Source organism: Cellulomonas sp. B6 (genome assembly GCF_001462455.1).
Lineage (GTDB): Bacteria > Actinomycetota > Actinomycetes > Actinomycetales > Cellulomonadaceae > Cellulomonas.
Genome location: NZ_LNTD01000117.1, coordinates 1 through 18635, shown reverse-complemented (window position 1 = coordinate 18635; position 18635 = coordinate 1). Strand labels below are relative to the sequence as shown.

Below are 18635 nucleotides of genomic sequence, written 5' to 3'. Positions count from 1 at the left end.
CACGCGACCCCTGCCGGCGGGCCCCGTGACCCCGGGACCGCGCGAGGCCCCGGCCGCCGCGGGTGCGGCGGGCCGGGGCCCCGGATCGTGCGGCGCGGCGCCTGCGTCAGAGCGTCGCGCGGACCGTGCGGGTCGCCTCGACGAGGTGCTCGAGCGAGGGCGTGACCTCCTCGTAGCGGCGGGTCTTGAGGCCGCAGTCCGGGTTGACCCAGAGCTGGTCGACGTCGATGGTCCGCACTGCCTCGGTGAGCAGCTCGGTCACCTCGGCCTGCGACGGCACGCGCGGCGAGTGGATGTCGTAGACGCCCGGGCCGACCGCGCGCGGGTAGCCCGCCGCCGCGATGTCGCCGAGGATCTCCATCTTCGAACGGGCCGCCTCGATGCTCGTCACGTCCGCGTCGAGGCCGTCGATGGCGTCCATGATCTCGCCGAACTCCGAGTAGCACAGGTGCGTGTGGATCTGCGTGTCCGGGCGCACGCCGGCCGTCGAGAGACGGAACGAGCGCACCGACCAGTCGAGGTACGCGGCGTGGTCCTTCTCGCGCAGCGGCAGCAGCTCGCGCAGCGCCGGCTCGTCGACCTGCACGATGCCGATGCCCGCGGCCTCGAGGTCCGCGATCTCGTCGCGCAGCGCGAGCGCCACCTGGTTCGCGGTGTCGCCGAGCGGCTGGTCGTCGCGCACGAACGACCACGCGAGGATCGTCACCGGGCCCGTGAGCATGCCCTTGACGGGCTTGTCGGTGAGCGACTGCGTGTACGTGGTCCACGCGACCGTGATGGGTGCGGGCCGCGACACGTCGCCCCACAGGATCGACGGCCGCGTGCAGCGCGAGCCGTACGACTGCACCCAGCCGTTCTGCGTGACCGCGAACCCGTCGAGGTTCTCGGCGAAGTACTGCACCATGTCGTTGCGCTCGGGCTCGCCGTGCACCAGCACGTCCAGGCCGATGCGCTCCTGCAGCTCGACGACGCGGCGGATCTCCGCCTTCATCTCGTCCTCGTACGCCGCGGCCGTGAGCTCGCCCTTGCCGAACGCCGCGCGGGCCTTGCGGATCTCGGGCGTCTGCGGGAACGAGCCGATCGTCGTGGTCGGCAGCGCCGGCAGCCGCAGGCGCTCGGCCTGCGCGGCCTTGCGCGCCGCGAACGGGCCGCGGCGGAACTGGTCGTCGGTGAGGGCGGCGGCACGATCGCGCACCTCGGGACGGACCACACCGGGTGCCTCCGCCCGGCTGCGCACCGCGTCCGACGCCGCGCGCAGCTGCTCGGCGACAGCCGCGCGGCCCTCGGTCAGGCCCGTCGCGAGCGTCGCGACCTCGCGGACCTTCTCGTCGGCGAACGCGAGCCACTGCACGAGCGTGCGGTCGAGCGCGGGCTCGTCGTCGAGCGTGTGCGGGACGTGGAACAGGGACGTCGACGTGCCGACCGCGACGGCGGCCGCGCCGAGGTCCGCGAGCCGCTCGAGCACCGTGAGCTTGGCGTCGAGGTCCGCGCGCCAGATGTTGTGGCCGTCGACCACGCCGCCGACCAGCGTCTTGCCGGCCAGGCCGGGGACCGCGACCGTGGGCGCGTCGCCGCGCACGAGGTCGATCGCGAGACCCTCGACGTCGGTGGCCGCGAGCACCGGCAGCGCCGCGCCGAGGTCGCCGTAGGGCGCCGCGACGAGGACCGCCGGCCGCTCGGGACGTGCGAGCTCGGTCGCGAGCGCACGGTACGCGCGGGTCGTGGCCTCGGCCAGCGCCGCCGCGTCCACGCCGATCGAGTCGGACACCAGCGCGGGCTCGTCGAGCTGCACCCACGTCGCGCCCGCCGCCGCGAGCTCGGTGAGCAGGCGCGCGTAGACCGGCAGCAGGTCGTCGAGGCGGTCGAGCGGGTGGAAGCCCGCGGGCGCGTCCTCGGTGGGCTTGGCCAGCGCGAGGAACGTCACGGGCCCGACGACGACGGGCCGCGTCAGGACGCCGTCGGCGAGGGCCTCGGTGAACTCGGCGACCGGGCGGTCCGACGCGTAGCGGAACGTCGTGCCCGGGCCGATCTCGGGGACCAGGTAGTGGTAGTTGGTGTCGAACCACTTGGTCATCTCGAGCGGCAGGTCGTCGCCGCGGCCGCGCGCGACCGTCGAGTAGCCGGCCAGGTCGAGGCGGCCGTCGGCGTCCTGCAGGTCCGCGAACCGCTCGGGGACGGCGCCGACCAGCGCGGCGGCGTCGAGCACGTGGTCGTAGAACGAGAACGCGCTCGGGATCGCGGGCACGTCGGTCGCCAGGCCGAGCCCGGCCAGGCGCGTGCGGGTCGAGCGGCGCAGGTCGGCGGCCACGGCCTCGACCTCGTCGGCCGTCGTGCGACCGGCCCAGAACGCCTCGAGGGCCTTCTTGAGCTCGCGGCGCGGGCCGATGCGGGGGTAGCCGAGGACGGAGCCGGCGGGGAAGGCCGGGGTCGCCGGCGCGGCGGGCGTGGTGCTGGTCATGACAGGTTCCCTCGCGGTGTCGTCGTGGCGGCGCCGGTGGGCGCGGCCGTGGTCGTGGGTGCGGTGGTCGGGGGTGCGGCCGGGTCGGTGACGGTCGTGCGCCGACCGCCGACGAGGTCGGCGCCGTCGAGCAGGTCGAGCGCGGCCTCGTGCGTGTTGAACGTGTAGACGTGGACGCCCGGTGCGCCGCCGTCGAGCACACCGTTGACCAGGTCGACGCCGGCGCGCGTGCCGCGGCGGTGGCGCTCGGCCGGGTCGTCGGTGCCGCCCAGCAGGTCCAGCAGGTGCTGCGGCACGGGCACGCCCGTGAGCTCCTGCACGCGCAGCAGGCGGGCCGGGTCGGTGGTGGGGATGATCCCGGGCACGATCGGGATGGTCACGCCCGCCGCGCGCGCCTCGTCGACGAGGCCCAGGTACGCCTCGGCGTCGAAGAACACCTGCGAGATCGCGAAGTCCGCGCCGGCCTCCTGCTTGGCGAGCAGGGCCTGCACGTCCTGCGCGCGCGTGCCGCCCGTCGCGTGGTTGCCGCGCGGGAACGCCGCGACCGCGACCGACAGCGGACGGACGCGGGCGCGCACGGCCTGCGACGCGCTGCGGCCGCACCGGCGGCCCTCGATCTCGCGCAGCAGCTCGACCAGCTCGGCGGCCGTGTCCACGCCGTCGGGGTGCGGACGCCAGTCGGGCTCGCCCGCGGGCGGGTCGCCACGCAGCGCGAGGAACGAGCGCACGCCCTCGTCGAGGAACTCCTCGACGATCGTCGTGACCTCCTCGCGGGAGGTCCCGACGCAGGTCAGGTGCGCGATGGGGGTCAGCGACGTCTCGCGCAGCAGCCGCCGCACGAGCGCCCGCGTTGTCTCGCGCGTGCGGCCGGACGCGCCGTACGTGACCGACACGAAGTCGGGCTCGACGGACTCGAGCTCGCGCACCGTGCGCCAGAGCCGCGGTGCGGCGTCGGGGTTGCGGGGCGGGAACAGCTCGAAGGAGACGGTGGGCCGGTCGAGGGCGCCCGCCTGCTCGGCGCGGCGGGTCGCGGCGCGCACGGGCGGCGGGGCGTCGACCTCGGCCACGAGGGTCATCGGGTGCGGCCCGGGAGGCACGCGGTGCGTGCGCTCGCGGGGCAGCACGGGCTGCACGTGGGGTCGGTCGCCAGGGCGCAGACGGTCATCGTCACTCCATCGTTCCTGGCGGAAGCACCCACACCCTCGCGTGGAGGGGGGTTGCTGCGGCGTCGCGGAGCCAGGTCTCTCAGCCGCTCTGGATGGTCGCCGACGATGCTAGCGGCCATGCCCGGATGGCGGACAGCGCTTCTCGTTCAGTGAGACGGTGTCGCCCGGTCCGTGGCGCCGGCGCCCTCCGACGCGCCGCTCGGCGCCACCGGCACCGGCTGACCCTCCACCAGCAGCTGCCCCGCGCGGGCCTTCGCCTCGGTCAGCTCGACGTGCCACAGGTCGCTCAGCGCCTCGGCGTCCTGCGTCGTGTAGCCCGACGCCCAGTACGCCTCGAGCGCCGCCTCCTCGGCGGACGGGTCCGGCGTCGGCGCCGTGGCGCCCGTCCGCGGCGCCACCGGCGGCACCTCGCCGTCGAGCAGCATCTGACCCGCGCGCGCCTTGGTCTCGATCGGGTCCGTCTGCCACAGCGCGCTCAGCCGCTCGACGTCCTCGACCTCGTAGGCGGCCCACACCGCGTCGTGCTGCTCGCGTGTGTACCCCTCGGGCATCGCCGACCACTGGATCCCGACCGCCTGCGCCGCCGTCTCGACCGCGCGCGCGACCGGCGAGTACGGGTCGGCGGCGGCAGCCGCTCCCGCGCCGGCCACCGCCAGCGTGCCGGTCACCAGCCCCGCGGCGACGACGCGCCCGCCGCGGCGCAGCGCGACGACGGGCGCCGGCTGCCCGGCGCGTCGGGCGGCCTCGGCGTGCAGACGCGCGGTCAGCGCGTCCACGTCGGTGGCCTGCGCCGCGGCACGGGCGTGCAGCGCACGCGTGATGCGCTCCGCGAGCTCGTCGTCGGTGGGGGTCGGGTGCGGCCGGGGGTCTCCCGCGGCACGGTGCGCGTTCATCGGGTCTCCGGAGGGGTCGTCAGGTCGGTCCGGCGCAGCGCCTGCAGCGCACGGGAGGCGTGCGAGCGCACGGTCGCGCCCGAGGTGTCGAGGACCGTCGCGATCTCGGCGTCGGACAGGCCCTCGTAGTACCGCAGCACGAGGACCGTGCGCTGGCGGGGCGGCAGCGCCGCGAGGTGCCGCCACATCGCGTCGTCCTGCACGACCGTGTCGGCGTGGTCGGGCTGCGGCGCGGCGTGGTGGGCGAGGACGTCGTCGTCGGCGGGGTGCACCGTGCGCACGTGCCATCGCCGCCGCCACGACAGGTGCTCGTTGGTCACCATGCGTCGCAGGTAGAGGTCCGGCCGGTCGAGCAGCGCGATCCGCTTCCAGCGCACGTGCGCCCGCAGCAGCACCTCCTGCACGAGGTCGGCCGCGGTGTGCCCGTCACCCGTGAGCACGGTCGCGTACCGCAGCAGGCCCGGCAGGTGCGTGCGGACGACGTCGTCGAGCGCCCGGCCGTCGGCGGTCGCGGCCGGGCCGCCGGTCGGCCCTTCGGTCGGCGAGCCCACGTGCGGGACGGACGCGGTGTCGGGCCCGACCGTGCCGGTCCAGGTGCTCATCGGGCGACCACCGCCGCCAGGTCGGCGAGGGCCGCGGCAGGGTCGTGCACGGCGTCGGAGCCGGGACGTGGCACCGGCGCGGGGTCGAGGCAGCGCAGCAGCAGCTGCTCGACGATCGCGGCGCGGCGCACGATCGCGTGCGCGTCGGCGTCGCCGGGCAGGATCCGCACCTCGACCGTGTCCCGCAGCGGCCGCGCCGCGACGAGCTGCGCGAGGTTGACGTCGGCGTACTTGGTGACGCCCGCGGCGCGCGCCGCCTCCTGGAGCCGCTGCCACCCCGTCCGTCCGTCGGCGTCCTCCCACGGCTGCTCGACGAGCTCGACGAGCGCGTCCGGCAGCGGGGCGAGCCGCCGGCACGCGGGGTTGGTGCCGAGCGCCGCCCACAACGGCTCGCGCCAGTGCGCGAACAGCCGCACGAGGTTGGCGAACGCGGCCGGGTCGCGGAACGGTGCCCCGTCGACGTGCACGTGCACGGCCGCCTCCTGCGGCACCGTGAACCCGAGCTCCCGCGCGGGCCCCAGCAGCGCCTCGAGCGCACGCAGGTGGCCCTGCACGAGCGGCGGGGTGACGATCTCGCACGGGCGCTCGCGACCGACGGGCAGCGGCATCGCGACCGCCACGGTCGCCCCCGTCGGGTCGTTGACCCGCGTCGCCGCGGGCAGCACGTCGGCCCGGACGCCGAACAGGTCGGCGACCGGGTCGAGCACCGTCGCCATCGGCGCGTGCGGGTCGGCCAGCCGCTCGACGAGCCGCAGCAGGCGCGCGTCGTCCGACAGCAGGCGGTACCAGCCGCTGGGCGTGCCGACCGTCGTGCCGGCCGTCGTGCCGGTCGCAAGGTCGATCGGAGCGCCGGTCGTCGTGCCTGCTCCCGGCCGGGGCAGGTCGGCGACGATCGTGATGTCGTCGACCAGCCGGGCGACGGGCTCGCCCGCCGGACCGACCACGTCGAACGCGGGCGACAGGTGCCGGAACACCCCGACGCCCGGCACCGCCGACGGCTCGCTGTCCGTGTGGAACGTGCGGTGCACGGACCCGCCGCGGCGCGCGGCCAGGACGTCCGCCAGCGTGCGCCGGTCGGACCCCACGGGTGCGAGCAGCTCGATCTCGAACCCGGTCCGCAGCGTCAGCTCGTCCACACGGTCCTCGTCTCGTCGGTGGTGCCGGGCGGGCGGGTCAGGAGGCGGAGGTCGTCGTGCCGGGCGCGACGGGGAGGGTCTGCCCGTCGATCAGGGCCTGGCCGGCGCGCGCCTTGGTCTGCGAGAGGTCCGTGCCCCACAGCGCCGCGAGGGCCTCGGCGTCACCGTAGGTGTAGCCCGCGTCCCAGAACGCGTCGAGCCGGGCCTCGACGGCGGCCGCGTCGCCCGCGGCCGGGTCCTCGGAGCCGGGCGCCGTGCTGGGCGGCACGGGAACCTCCTCACCGTCGATCAGGGCCTGGCCCGCGCGGGCCTTCGCCGTTGTGACGTCGGAGCCCCACAGCACGGCGAGGGCCTCGGCGTCGGCGGAGGTGTAGCCCGCGCCCCAGAACGCCTCGTACTGCTCGCGGGTGTAGCCCTCGGGCATGGCCGACCACTCCAGGCCGACCGCGCCGAGCGCGTCCTCGACGGCCCGCGTGGCCGAGGAGTACGGGTTCGCGGCGAGGGCGGCGCCGGCGCCGCCGACCGTGAGCGTCGCGGCGATCACGGCGACGGCGGCGGTGCGACGACCACGGGTGCGACGGGTGGTGCGGGTGCTCGGGCTCATCGGGTCCTCCGGGAGGGGGTGCGGATGCGTGCCCTCTCAAGACGCGGCCCACGCCCGATGTGTGGAGCCGGTCGGAGAAACTCGTCGCGCGCCGAGGTCCCGGGACGCCCCGGGGGTGCGTCAGCGGCGCCGGCGGTGGAGCGAGGGCAGCGCCTCGCGTGCCGTGCGCTGGTGCGGCAGGCCGAACCACGACGACGCCGGGGTCATCACCGGGACGTCGTGCAGGCCCTCGTGCACGGCCGCGAGCACCTGCGGGTCGGCCTCGCCCGCCGTCCACCACGCCTCGTGCGCGGCCTGCACGGGGTCGTGCTGCCCGTCCGGGTGCGCGTGGTGGGTCATGGGGGCGACCCTAGCGGCGGTGGGAAGGGTCCCACCCCTCGCCGGACGCTTGTTCACCCCGCGCGTCACTCCACAGGAGCAGTGGGCGCGCCGCCCGGGGGACGCACCGTCACCCGGTCACGACGACGCACCCGGCGAGGTGGTCGTCGACCACGCCGCACGCCTGCATCGCCGCGTAGGCCGTGGTCGGACCGACGAACCGGAAGCCGAGCGACTTGAGCTCCTTGGCCAGCGCGGCCGACTCGGGCGTCCGTGCGGGCACGTCGGCGTAGGTGCGCGGGCGCTCGCGGGGCGCCGTGGGGGCGTGCGACCACAGCACCTCGTCGAGCGTGCGGCCCGCCTCGTGCAGCGCGAGCAGCGCGCGGGCGTTCGCGATCGTCGCGTCGACCTTGGCGCGGTTGCGCACGATCCCCGCGTCCGCCATCAGGCGTGCGACGTCGTCCTCGCCGAAGGCCGCGACGACCTCGGGGTCGAAGCCCGCGAACGCCGCCCGGAACCCGGGGCGCTTGCGCAGGATCGTCAGCCACGACAGCCCCGACTGGAACGCCTCGAGCGAGATCCGCTCGTACAGCGCGTGCTCGTCGTGGACCGGGACGCCCCACTCGTCGTCGTGGTACGCGGAGTACAGCGCGTCGCCGCCGCCGAAGCACCGGAACGGCTCGTCCGGGGCCGGTGGTGGTGCGGGTGTCGCGTCGGGGGAGGGCGCGGTCGTCGTCATGGCCCGAGTCTGGCCCGTCCCGCCCACACCCGGGTGGATCGTCGCTCGGGCTGGGGAGAGCGCGAGGCCGCGCGGGACCGGGGTCGGCCGGGCGCCGCGCGGGGCTCGTCCGAGGTGCGTGCCCCGGGCAACCGGAGTAGGCAGGGGTGCATGAGCAGCCCCGCAGCCCCCGCCGCACCCGGTCCCGGTCCCGCGCGGCGTGCGCCGTGGTGGCCGTGGGCCGTCGCGGTCGTCGTGCTCGTCGGCGTCGTCGTCGCGCTGCTGCTGACGCGCGGCGGTGACGACGGCACGGCGGCCCCGTCCCCGTCGGCGACGCCGCCCGCGACGCCCACCGCGACGGCGAGCCCCACGACGAGCCCGAGCACGGCACCGCCCACGTCACCGACCGCGACCGCCGGCTGCGCACCGACGGGTGACGGCCCGCCCGCCGGCGCGGACGTCCGCGAGGTCGTCGACGTCGACGGCGACGGCCGCCCCGACCAGGCGTGGCTCACGGGCGGCGCCGACCGCCGCATCGGCGTGACCACCGCGTCGGGCGCCACGTTCTCCGCCGCGATCGACTCCGCGAGCCCGGTGCCCGCGTCGGCCGTCGTGCAGCGCGTCCAGGCCGACGGGATCCCGGTCGTTCTCGTCGACCTCGGGCGCGAGGCCCGGCTGTGGTCGGTCGCCGACTGCGGGCTCGTGGCGCTCACCAACGCGCAGGGCCAGGCCTACACGTTCGACCGCGGGTTCGCGGGGCAGGGCACGGGCGTCGGGTGCACGCAGGACGGCGGCGCGCTGCGCCTCGCGGGCCTCGACGCGGTGAGCGCCGACGGCGGCGAGTTCACGGTCACGCGCACGTGGGTCGACCTCGGCGACGGCGGGCGCACCGCGCGCAACGGCGCGTCGGAGCAGGTCGCGACGGGCGCCGCCGCGGACGATCCGGTGGTCACGACCGCTCAGGAGGTCTCGTGCGGCGACCTGCTCGCCGGCCGCGACGGCCCGGTCGAACCAGCCTCCTGACGCACGGTCGCCCGTCCACGGACCCCCACGCGTCGACGGACAGCGGTACGGGTCGACGGACACGTGGGCGCAGGTGTCCGTCGACCCGGGGAGTGTCCGTCGGTGTGACCGCCGGGTGTGACCGCCGGGCGGCGACGCGGGACCGCGCGTGCGCGGCGGGCCGGCTCAGAACAGCGGCCACGGCACCGGCGACGACGCCGCCTCCGGCCCGGGGAAGCGCCCGCTCGCGAGCAGCCGCTCGCAGCGCGCGACCAGCGCGTCGACCTCGGCCCCGTCCAGCAGCGCGGCCAGCTCCTCACCGAGCGCGCCCCTCACCCCGTCGAGCACACGCTCGACGCCCGCGCGCTCCTGCGCGTCGAGGTCCTCGCCCACCCAGCCCCACAGCACGGTCCGCAGCTTGGGCTCGGTGTGGAACGTGACGCCGTGGTCGACGCCGTACCGGTGGCCGCCCGCGACGGGCAGCACGTGCCCGCCCTTGCGGTCGGCGTTGTTGACGAGCACGTCGAGCACGGCCATGCGGCGCAGCGCGGGGGAGTCCTCGTGGACGACGGCCACGGGGCGGCCGCGCTCGTCGGCGCCCTCCAGGACCGTGCGCCACCCGGGCGGCACGGCCGTCGTCGGGACGACGTCGACGGGGTCCTGCTCCGGGTCGGCGTCCTGCCAGAGCTGCACCATGCCGGGGCCCAGCGGCCCGTCGCGCAGCCACGTGCGCGGCACGACGCCCCAGCCCAGCGTCTGCGACACGCGGTACGTCGCGACCTCGCGCCGGGCCAGCGTGCCGTCGGGGAAGTCCCACAGCGGCTGCTCGCCCGCGACGGGCTTGTAGACGACCTGCACGTCGCCGACCGTGCCGACGAACGTCGCGTTCGACGCCGTGGTCACACGGCCGACGACCACCAGCTCGCCGTCGAGGGCGTCGACGTCGCGCGCGTCGTCCGGGTCGGTCACGCGCCGTCGGGCGAGCCGCAGACGTGCCCGTCGGGGTCGATCGGCTCACCGCAGCGCGCGCACGTGGGCCTGCCCGCCTCGACGATCCGTCGCGTGCGCTGCACGAACGCGCGCGCCGTGCCGACGGGCATGCGCACCAGCAGCGCCTCGTCGGGCTCGTCCTCGTCGTCGTCCGCGAGGGCGAGCGGGTCGTCGTCGTCCGGCGCCTCCTGCAGCGGGAACGCCTCGACGACCACCTGCATCGTCCGCGGGTCCCAGCCCAGGCGCATCGTCCCGGTGCGGAACAGCGCGTCGTCGGGCGGGTCCAGCGGGTCGTCGTCGACGAGCTCGGGCGGGGTCTCGCGCGGGACGGAGACGGGGTTGTCCGCGTCGTTCGCGAGGTCGTCGAGCAGCTCCTCGATGAGGTCGGCGAGCGCGGCGGACTGCTGCTTCTCCAGCACGACGCTCGACGACCGGGAGCCCATGCGTGCCTGCAGGTAGAACGTGCGCTCGCCGGGGCGGCCCACGGTGCCGACGACGACGCGGTCCGGCCAGTCGAACTCGTGGACGCGGGTGGTCATCTTTCGAGTGTACGAACGGTCAGCGCGTCGCGTCGGTCGGGACGTGACCCGCGCCGCCGCCGACCGGTGCGTCGTCGACGGGGCGCGCGGCCGCGAGCCAGCCGAGGTCGTCGGACGAGCTGTTCGTCGTGACGACGCGGGGGCGCCCGGGCCCGTACTGGACGATCGACACCGACGCGGGGCCGACGTCGAGGCGCTGGAACAGGTCGAGGTGCATGCCGAGCGCGTCGGCCAGGACGGCCTTGACGACGTCGCCGTGGCTGACGGCCGCCCACACCGCGCCGGCGCCGTGCTCGCGCTCGACCGCGGCGTCGTGCGCGCGCACCGCCGTGACCGCGCGCGCCTGCATGCCGGCCAGCGACTCGCCGCCGGGGAACGTCACCGCCGACGGGTACGACTGCACCGTCGCCCACAGCGGCTCGCGCGCCAGGTCCGCGAGCGACCGGCCCTGCCAGTCGCCGTACCCGCACTCGGTGAGCGCGTCGTCGACCGTGAGCGTCGGCGTGCCCGCCTGCCGGGCGAGCAGCGCGTCCGCCGTCTGCCGGCACCGCTCGAGCGGGCTCGTCACGACCGCGGCGAGCGGCACGACGGCGAGCCGCTCGGCGGTGCGCCCGGCCTGGCCGTGCCCGACGTCGTCGAGCAGCACGCCCGGGGTCCGGCCGGCGAGGACCCCCCGGACGTTGGCGTCGGTGCGGCCGTGGCGGACGAGCAGGACGGTGGCCATCCGGTCAGCCTAGGCAGCGAGGCCGTCCGCGCGCCCGCACCGCTCGCGCGACCGACGGCGCCACGACGCCATCGCGACGTCACCGCGTCACGCGCCGAGCGCCGCCAGGGCCTTCCTGATGCGCGTCGGCGACACGGGCACGGGCGTGCCGAGCTGCTGCGCGAACAGGCTCACGCGCAGCTCCTCGACCAGCCACCGCACGTCGTCGAGCGCGGCGTCGCGCGCCGGGTCGGGGGACGCGGTGCGCGCGCGCTCGCGCGCGGCGACGTACAGGTCCTCGACGTCCTGCACCTGCCAGGCGAGGTCCGCGTCGCGCTGCGGGTTCTCCGCGGCCTTGGCCAGGCGGTGCCGCGCCGCGCGCAGGTACCGGACCAGCTGGGGCAGCCGGTCGGCGCCGACCTCGGACACGAACCCGTCGTGCACGAGCGCCGCGGACTGCGCGCGCAGGTCCTGCGTGGTCGCGAGCAGCGCGAGGCTCGCCGAGCCGCGCACGTCGGCGTCGAGCTCGCGCCACGCCGTGAGCACGGCGACGAGGTCGGCGACCACGCGGTGCACGTCGTCCTCCAGCGTGTCGCGCACGGCCTGGCGCAGCGCCGCGTACGCGTCGGCGTCGCGGACCTCGCGCACGGGCCGGCCGCCCAGGTGGCGGGCCACGATCCGGTCGACGGCCGCGAGCTGCACGTCGGTGACCAGCGCGTCGGTCGACGCGTACGGGGACGCCGCGAGCGCGAGGGCCTGCGTGCCCGACCAGCGCGACGTCACGCGGGGCGTCGCGAGGCCCACGTCGAGCAGCAGCAGGCGGCGCAGGCCGCGGCGCGCGGCGGACTCGGCCGCGGCGGCGTCGGCGAGCACGCGCAGCGCGACGCCCGCGCGCGGACCCGTGCCCTCCTCGACGAGCGTCGGGTACGCGCGCACCACGCCGCCCGCGGCGGACGGCGCCTCGACGACGTCGGGCAGGGTGCCCGGCAGGTCGGCCGGCCACGTCGTCAGTCCGGTGCGCTCGAGCGTCGGACCGGGGCCGTGCTTCCCTCGCGCGACCGCGGCGGGCGACGGGCCGGACCGTCCAGGGGTGGCCGGTGCGGGGGTCGCGTCGGACGCGGGAACCGGCGCGCCGGCCTGCGCGGCCGCCTCCTCCATCGCGGCGCGCACGGCCGTGCGCACGGCCGACGCGACGGCGTCCTGCGCGCGGGCGGCGTTGCGGCGCTGCAGCGCGAGCAGGTCCGTGCCCTCGTCGATCACGCCGCCACGGTCGCCGACCACGCGGAACGTCATGCGCAGGTGCGCGGGCAGCCGGTCCTCGTCGACCGCGTCGGGCGGCACCTCGACGTCGCGCAGCGCCCGCACGGCGCGCGCGAACATCTCCCGGAACGACGGCGCCGCGTCGGCCCCGCGCACCGTGTCCTCCCAGGTCGCGGCGTTCTCGTCGAGCCACGCGTCGACCGTGCGCGCGACGTCCGGCGCGGGCACGAGCTGCACGCGCACGGGCTTGGGCAGCGCACGGATCGTCGCGGTGAGCAGCTCCGCGCGCATGCCGGGCACCATCCAGTCGAAGCCCTCGGGCCGCACGCGCGGCAGCTGCGACAACGGGACGTGCACGGTGACGCCGTCGGCCTCGGTGCCGGGCTCGAACTGGTACGTCAGCGGGAACGACAGGTCGCCCTGCGGCCAGCGCGACGGGAACGCCTGCTCGTCGATGTCGGCGGCGTCCTCGCCGACCAGCAGGTCACGCGTGTACGTCAGCAGGTCGGGGTCGTCGCGGCGTGCGTCCTTCCACCACCGGTCGAAGTGCCGCGCCGAGACCACGTCGGCCGGGACGCGCGCGTCGTAGAAGTCGAACAGCGCGTCGTCGTCGACCACGAGGTCGCGGCGGCGGGCGCGCGCCTCGAGCGCCTCGGCCTCGGCGAGCAGCCGCCGGTTCTCGTGGAAGAACCGGTGGTGCGTCGTCCACTCGCCCTGCACGAGCGCGTGCCGCAGGAACAGCTCGCGCGCGTGCTCGGGGTCGATCCTCGCGAGCAGCACGCGCCGCTGCGCGACCACGGGCACGCCGTACAGCAGCACCTTCTCGTCGACCATCGCCGCACCCTGGCGCGTCGACCACGCGGGCTCGGAGTAGGTGCGCTTCACGAGGTGCGCGGCGGCCTCCTCGACCCACGCGGGGTCGACGCGCGCGGCGTCCCGCGCCCACAGGCGCGACGTCTCGACGAGCTCGGCCGCCATGACCCACGACGGGGGGCGGCGCGCCAGCCCCGAGCCGGGGAAGATCGCGAACCGTGCGCCGCGCGCGCCGAGGTACTCGTTGCGGGCGCGCGCGTCGGGGCGGCGGGGCTTGCCGTCGCGGCCCTTGGCGGGTGCGCCGGCGGCGACGTCGGTGACGAGCTGCATGCCGACCTGCGACAGCAGGCCCGGCAGCATCGCGCGGTGGATCGCGTCGCCGTCCCACGACCAGCGGGTCTGCACGCCGTCGGGGCCGGTGTGCTCGGCGGAGGACTCCTGCGTGGGTGCACCGGTCGGGGTGTGCCGGCCGCCGTCGCGACGCCCGTCGCGGCCGTGGCCCGCGGCGGCGGGCACGTCGGACGACGCGGGCACCGGCGCGCCCTTGGCGTCGAAGCCCAGGTCCTTGGCCATCTGCCGCAGCTGCGCGACGACGTCCTGCCACTCGCGCACGCGCAGGTAGTGCAGGTGCTCGGCCTTGCACAGCCGCCGGAACGCGGACCCCGACAGCTCGCGCTGCCGGTCGCGCAGGTACGTCCACAGGTTGAGGTAGGTCAGCAGGTCCGACGTCGGGTCGGCGAACCGGCGGTGCATCGCGTCGGCGGTCTCGCGCTGCTCGGCGGGCCGCTCGCGCGGGTCCTGGATCGACAGCGCGGCCGTCACCACGAGCACCTCGCGCGCGACGCCGCGGCGCCCGGCCTCGACGACCATGCGCGCGAGGCGCGGGTCGATCGGCAGGCGCGCCAGCGCGCGCCCCGTCTCGGTGAGCTGCGTGCGGCCCCGGCGTTCCTCGAGCGCACCGAGCTCGGTGAGCAGCACGACGCCGTCACGCACCGAGCGCACGTCGGGCGGGTCGACGAACGGGAAGTCGACGACCTCGTCGGGTGACGTCACGACGCCCACCGCGATCATCTGCAGGATCACCGACGCGAGCGACGTGCGCAGGATCTCCGGCTCGGTGTACTCGGGGCGGGACTCGAAGTCCTCCTGCGAGTACAGCCGGATCGCGACGCCCGGCGCGACACGGCCCGAGCGCCCGGACCGCTGGTTGGCGGACGCCTGCGACACCGGCTCGATCGGCAGCCGCTGCACCTTCGTCGCCTTGGAGAACCGCGAGATGCGCGCCGTGCCGGGGTCGACGACGTACCGCACGCCCGGCACCGTCAGCGACGTCTCGGCGACGTTGGTCGCGAGGATCACGCGGCGGCGCGTGTGCGGCTCGAAGACGCGCCGCTGCTCGGCGGCGGACAGCCGCGCGTACAGCGGTACGACGTCCACGCCCAGCGCGTGCCGCGGGTCGCTGACCCGCGGCCCGAGCGACCCGCGCAGCGCGTCCTCGGCGTCGCGGATCTCACGCTCGCCCGACAGGAACACCAGGACGTCGCCCGGGCCCTCGGCCATGAGCTCGTCGACCGCCTCGGTGATGCCCGTGACCACGTCCCGGTCCGGGCCGTCGTCGGGGGACAGCGGCTGGTACCGGATCTCGACCGGGTAGGTGCGGCCGCTGACCTCGACGACCGGCGCGGGCACGCCGTCGGGGTGCTCGTCGCTCGGCGGGGCGCCGAAGTGCCGCGCGAACCGGTCGGAGTCGATCGTCGCCGACGTGATGACGAGCTTGAGGTCGGGCCGCTGCGGCAGCAGACGCGTGAGGTACCCGAGGATGAAGTCGATGTTGAGGCTGCGCTCGTGCGCCTCGTCGATGATCAGCGTGTCGTACATCCGCAGCATCGGGTCGCGCTGGATCTGCGCGAGCAGGATGCCGTCGGTCATCACCTTGACGAGCGTCGAGTCGCTCGACTCGTCCGTGAACCGCACCTGGTAGCCCACGACGCCGCCCAGCGGGACCCCGAGCTCGTCGGCGATGCGCTCGGCGACCGTGCGCGCCGCGATCCGCCGCGGCTGCGTGTGGCCGATCTGCCCCGCGCGGCCCCGGCCCAGCTCGAGCGCGATCTTCGGGATCTGCGTCGTCTTGCCCGACCCGGTCTCGCCCGCGACGACCACGACCTGGTGGTCGCGCAGGGCCGCGGCGATCTCGTCGCGCCGCGCCGAGACCGGCAGCTGCTCGGGGTAGACGATCGCGGGGAGCGCGACGTCCGCGCGGGCCTGCGCCGTGCGGGCCAGGTGCGCGTCGCGGGCCGCGGCGCGGGCGGAGTCGTCGCCGCGTGCTCCGTCGCGTCGTGCCTCATTGCGTCGTACCTCATTGCGTCGTGCCCCGTCGCGTGCGCGACGCGGAGCGCCGCCGCCGGCCGTGCCCTCACCGGCCGTGGCCACGCCGTCCGTGCTCTCGCGCGCGGAACCCTCGCCCCGCCGTCCGCGACCCCCGCGCCGCCGCGGCGCACGACGCCGCGTCTCCGCACCGTCGGCCGCCGGGCTGCCGGCGTCGGCGTCGGCGGGGACGTCGGCGGGGGTGGGGTCGGACGTGCTCACGACCCACCATCCTCCCAGGCGTCCCGGCGGGGCTCACGCCGAATACCGGGACGCGGGCTCGGCGAGACCGGGCTCACGGCATCCGAGCGGCCGCAGAACGTTCCTCAGCCCGGTCTCGTCCCGGTGGCGTCCCGCAGTCCGGGCAGCAGCTCCTCCGGCAGCTCGTCGACCGGCACGACGACGAGGTCCTGCACCTTCCAGTCGAGCCCGGCGACGGCGTGCCACGCGTGCTGCAGCTGCGCCTGCGTGGGCATGCCGTCGTGCGGCACGACGAACGCCTCGACGTGGAACACGTGCCCCTCGTCGCGCACGCGGGACTGCGCCTGCGCGACCCACGGCAGCGCCCGCAGGGTCGCGTCGATGCGGTCGTGCAGCGGGTGCGGCTGCGTGCCGTCGACCGTCGTGGCGCGTGCGTCCATGAGCGCCGCGACGGCCGAGCGCAGGTTGCGGACGCCGTCGTGCAGGATGCTGCCGGAGATGAACAGTGCGGCGACCGCGTCGGCCCACCACAGGCCCGCACCGATGCCGAGCACGCCGACGATCCCGCCGACGGCGGTCATCCAGTCGGCCTTGTTCATGTCGGCGTCGGCGTAGAGCACGCGGTCGTGCAGCTGCTCGGCGAGCGGCATCTTGGCGCGCCCCAGCAGCACGGGCGGCACGATCGTGTACGCGAGGACCGCGACCATGAGCCAGCCCGCCCACACCTCGTGCCCCAGCACGACGATCAGCCCGACGGGCGGGTGCTCGCCGGCCAGCAGCCCGGACAGCGAGTCGAACACCAGGAACGCGCCCATCGTCAGCAGCGCGGTCGCGGCCACCAGGTGCCCGATGCCGACGGACCGGTGGTAGCCGTAGGGGTGCCGCTCGCTGGGCACCTTGCCGGTGACGTGCAGCGCGACGAGGAACGCGACGGGCGGGATGAACGACAGCAGGTCCTCGGCCCACGCGGCCTTCATGGCCTGCGAGCTGCCCATCACCAGGTAGACGAGCGTCACGGCGGTGACGAGGAACCCGATGGTCAGCCACGCGAGCCGCACCGCGCGGCGGCGTGCGCGCTGCGCGTCGGGCGGCAGCTCGGTGTTGCCGAACCGGAACGACTGCTGCACGGCTCCCTGCGTCACGGCGCCGTCACCTCCTGGTCGAGCAGGTGCCGCTCGAGCGCGACGAGGAACGCGTTCTCGCCCATCGGCGCGAGCACGACGTGCCCCTCGGGCTTGCCGTGCTCGTCCGTGACGGTCGTGTAGGCCACCGTCACGGCGGCCTTCGACGTCCACGGCGTGGACGCCGTGAACCCGCCGACGACCACGTCGAGCCGGCCCTCCTCGAGGTCGGCGACGAGCGCCTCCTCACCGCCCGTGGTCCACGTGACGTCCGCGCCGAGCGCGTCCGCGAAGTCCTCGACGAGCGCGACCTCGACACCGCCCAGGGTGCCGTCCGGGCCGAGCGCCGTCCACGGCTCGTGCGGCGAGAGCCCGGCGCGCAGCTCGCCGCCGCGCACGCGCTCGAGCGTGCCGTCGGGGTCGGTCGGGAACGTGGGGGTGCCGTCGCCGCAGCCGGTGAGGGCGACCAGCGCGGCGGCGAGCACGAGGCCGGCCGGGGCGCCCGCGGCGCGGGCGGTGCGTCGGGGGGTGCGTCGGACGGTGCGACGACGACGGGCGGACGTCATGCCGTCATGGAACGCCGGGTCGTGCATCGCCGCACGTCCGGGACGCGGAATTGTCCCTGACCGGCGACGACGTGACCCCCGGGCGGTCAGCGCACGCGGTCGAGCTCGACGAGCGCCTGCACCACCGGCCCCGTGATCACGAGGTACATGAGCCCGAAGAACAGCGCCCCCAGCAGCGTGAACCCGATCGCGTCGCCCAGCCGACCGGGGGTGCGCAGGTGCCGCGCGACCTTGCGGACCAGGTGCGTCGGGTGCTTCACGTCCCACGAGTTCAGACGCACGTGGCGCCCCAGGTAGATGCCGAACGCGACGAGCAGCAGCACGACCGTCTCGACCGCGCGCGCCTCCGCGCCCGCCAACGGCGCGGCCTCGTCACCGAACCGCAGGATCACCCACCCCAGGATCACGAGGAAGACGTTGAGCACGGTCGTCAGCACGCCCGACATCGCGAGCACCAGCACGAGCAGCACGTCGTACCACTCGGGCACGCGCTCGCCCTCGCGCCGGTGGTTGAGGTTGAGCTCGGTGATGAGGTACCCGGCGTTGGGCAGCAGCAGGAGCCACACGACGCCGAGCACGACGGCCACGCCCCACACGACCGCGGACGGTGCGCCCCGGGCGGCCAGCGGCAGCAGCACGACGACGGCGACCGCCAGCACCACGAGCGGCGCGACCGACAGCGCGAGGTTGAGCAGCATGGGTCGGTACAGCCGCGTCCGGTAGACCGGGGCCCGGGCGATCACGAGGCCCGCCGCGAACACGTTCATCAGCAGCACCCCGACGACCAGGCTGGTCAGCACCCGCTCTCCCTCCGCACGGCGTGCCCGCGCACGCGTGCGCCCATGCAACCAGTCGCAGGACGGGCGCGCTCGTCCGTGTGCGTGCGGCACCCGCGCAGCCCGCGCGCGACGGACACCCTGACGGCGCGACGGACTCGGCCACGCGCGTGTCCGTCGAGCCGTCGACGTGTCCGTCGAGCTCCGTCCACAGGGCGACCCCGCGAGGTGTCCGGAATCGGTAGGTTCGGCGCCATGCGTGGACGACTGGGGGCTGCCGAGCGCCGCCGTACGGGGATCGCCGGGATGGTCGGGCCGGTCGGGTTGGTCGCGGTGCTCGCCGCGTGCACGGGCGGCGGTGCGACGGCTGGACCGGCCTCCCCCGCGACGCCGACGCCCGCCGTG

16 protein-coding genes and 1 riboswitch are annotated in these 18635 nt (G+C 76.0%); of the genes, 1 reads left to right on the top strand and 15 read right to left on the bottom strand.

Features of this window, described 5'->3' with window-relative positions; genetic code table 11:
• Positions 1–106: 106 nt before the first annotated feature.
• From metE to ATM99_RS11160, 8 genes are all read right to left on the bottom strand, one after another.
• Positions 107–2458, bottom strand: a complete 2352-nt coding sequence (gene metE / locus ATM99_RS11195) for a 5-methyltetrahydropteroyltriglutamate--homocysteine S-methyltransferase (protein WP_062102998.1) — start codon at positions 2456–2458, stop codon at positions 107–109.
• A complete protein-coding gene (locus ATM99_RS11190) occupies positions 2455–3534 on the bottom strand; it encodes a methylenetetrahydrofolate reductase (protein WP_062103016.1) in 1080 nt (359 codons plus the stop codon). The genes metE and ATM99_RS11190 overlap by 4 nt, the downstream gene beginning before the upstream one ends.
• A gap of 82 nt (positions 3535–3616) precedes the next feature.
• Positions 3617–3723: riboswitch (SAM riboswitch) on the bottom strand.
• Positions 3724–3770: 47 nt separating this feature from the next.
• A complete protein-coding gene (locus tag ATM99_RS11185; RefSeq protein WP_062102997.1) occupies positions 3771–4517 on the bottom strand; it encodes a hypothetical protein in 747 nt (248 codons plus the stop codon).
• Positions 4514–5119 carry an RNA polymerase sigma factor gene (locus ATM99_RS11180; RefSeq protein ID WP_082659621.1) on the bottom strand — a complete coding sequence of 202 codons (606 nt, stop codon included), beginning with the start codon at positions 5117–5119 and terminating at the stop codon, positions 4514–4516. Before ATM99_RS11180 ends, ATM99_RS11185 begins: the two co-directional genes overlap by 4 nt.
• Positions 5116–6255, bottom strand: coding sequence for an amidoligase family protein (locus tag ATM99_RS11175; RefSeq protein WP_062102996.1), 1140 nt, complete (start codon positions 6253–6255; stop codon positions 5116–5118). Before ATM99_RS11175 ends, ATM99_RS11180 begins: the two co-directional genes overlap by 4 nt.
• Before the next feature lie 37 nt (positions 6256–6292).
• A complete protein-coding gene (locus ATM99_RS11170; RefSeq protein ID WP_062102995.1) occupies positions 6293–6859 on the bottom strand; it encodes a hypothetical protein in 567 nt (188 codons plus the stop codon).
• Between the two features lie 120 nt (positions 6860–6979).
• Positions 6980–7198, bottom strand: coding sequence for a hypothetical protein (locus ATM99_RS11165; RefSeq protein ID WP_062102994.1), 219 nt, complete (start codon positions 7196–7198; stop codon positions 6980–6982).
• Positions 7199–7307: 109 nt separating this feature from the next.
• Positions 7308–7916 carry a DNA-3-methyladenine glycosylase I gene (locus tag ATM99_RS11160; RefSeq protein WP_062102993.1) on the bottom strand — a complete coding sequence of 203 codons (609 nt, stop codon included), beginning with the start codon at positions 7914–7916 and terminating at the stop codon, positions 7308–7310.
• 150 nt (positions 7917–8066) lie between these two features.
• Here ATM99_RS11160 and ATM99_RS19335 point away from each other — a divergent pair, with 150 nt between their 5' ends.
• The gene (locus ATM99_RS19335) at positions 8067–8918 is read left to right on the top strand and encodes a hypothetical protein (RefSeq protein WP_062102992.1); all 852 of its coding nucleotides are present in this window, start codon (positions 8067–8069) and stop codon (positions 8916–8918) included.
• 165 nt (positions 8919–9083) lie between these two features.
• Here ATM99_RS19335 and ATM99_RS11150 read toward each other — a convergent pair whose 3' ends face one another.
• The 7 genes from ATM99_RS11150 to ATM99_RS11120 form a co-directional block, all read right to left on the bottom strand.
• Positions 9084–9866: an SCO1664 family protein gene (locus ATM99_RS11150; RefSeq protein WP_062102991.1), complete on the bottom strand. Its 783-nt coding sequence runs from the start codon at positions 9864–9866 to the stop codon at positions 9084–9086.
• The gene (locus ATM99_RS11145) at positions 9863–10426 is read right to left on the bottom strand and encodes a DUF3090 domain-containing protein (RefSeq protein WP_062102990.1); all 564 of its coding nucleotides are present in this window, start codon (positions 10424–10426) and stop codon (positions 9863–9865) included. Before ATM99_RS11145 ends, ATM99_RS11150 begins: the two co-directional genes overlap by 4 nt.
• 19 nt (positions 10427–10445) lie before the next feature.
• Positions 10446–11150, bottom strand: a complete 705-nt coding sequence (locus ATM99_RS11140) for an MSMEG_4193 family putative phosphomutase (protein WP_062102989.1) — start codon at positions 11148–11150, stop codon at positions 10446–10448.
• Between the two features lie 87 nt (positions 11151–11237).
• Positions 11238–15788, bottom strand: a complete 4551-nt coding sequence (gene hrpA, locus ATM99_RS11135) for an ATP-dependent RNA helicase HrpA (RefSeq protein WP_062102988.1) — start codon at positions 15786–15788, stop codon at positions 11238–11240.
• A 104-nt stretch (positions 15789–15892) separates the two neighbouring features.
• A complete protein-coding gene (locus ATM99_RS11130; protein ID WP_062102987.1) occupies positions 15893–16909 on the bottom strand; it encodes a cation transporter in 1017 nt (338 codons plus the stop codon).
• Positions 16906–17454 (bottom strand): transporter substrate-binding domain-containing protein, encoded by a 549-nt coding sequence (locus ATM99_RS11125; RefSeq protein ID WP_082659630.1) that lies wholly within the window; start codon positions 17452–17454, stop codon positions 16906–16908. Before ATM99_RS11125 ends, ATM99_RS11130 begins: the two co-directional genes overlap by 4 nt.
• An 86-nt stretch (positions 17455–17540) precedes the next feature.
• A complete protein-coding gene (locus tag ATM99_RS11120) occupies positions 17541–18254 on the bottom strand; it encodes a DUF1361 domain-containing protein (protein ID WP_062102986.1) in 714 nt (237 codons plus the stop codon).
• Between the last annotated feature and the right edge of the window lie 381 nt (positions 18255–18635).

Coding starts and splice junctions, on each gene's coding strand:
- metE (WP_062102998.1), bottom strand. CDS start 2,458: ATGACCAGCACCACGCCCGCCGCGCCGGCGACCCCGGCCTTCCCCGCC.
- ATM99_RS11190 (WP_062103016.1), bottom strand. CDS start 3,534: ATGACCCTCGTGGCCGAGGTCGACGCCCCGCCGCCCGTGCGCGCCGCG.
- ATM99_RS11185 (WP_062102997.1), bottom strand. CDS start 4,517: ATGAACGCGCACCGTGCCGCGGGAGACCCCCGGCCGCACCCGACCCCC.
- ATM99_RS11180 (WP_082659621.1), bottom strand. CDS start 5,119: ATGAGCACCTGGACCGGCACGGTCGGGCCCGACACCGCGTCCGTCCCG.
- ATM99_RS11170 (WP_062102995.1), bottom strand. CDS start 6,859: ATGAGCCCGAGCACCCGCACCACCCGTCGCACCCGTGGTCGTCGCACC.
- ATM99_RS11165 (WP_062102994.1), bottom strand. CDS start 7,198: ATGACCCACCACGCGCACCCGGACGGGCAGCACGACCCCGTGCAGGCC.
- ATM99_RS11160 (WP_062102993.1), bottom strand. CDS start 7,916: ATGACGACGACCGCGCCCTCCCCCGACGCGACACCCGCACCACCACCG.
- ATM99_RS19335 (WP_062102992.1), top strand. CDS start 8,067: ATGAGCAGCCCCGCAGCCCCCGCCGCACCCGGTCCCGGTCCCGCGCGG.
- ATM99_RS11145 (WP_062102990.1), bottom strand. CDS start 10,426: ATGACCACCCGCGTCCACGAGTTCGACTGGCCGGACCGCGTCGTCGTC.
- ATM99_RS11140 (WP_062102989.1), bottom strand. CDS start 11,150: ATGGCCACCGTCCTGCTCGTCCGCCACGGCCGCACCGACGCCAACGTC.
- ATM99_RS11125 (WP_082659630.1), bottom strand. CDS start 17,454: ATGACGTCCGCCCGTCGTCGTCGCACCGTCCGACGCACCCCCCGACGC.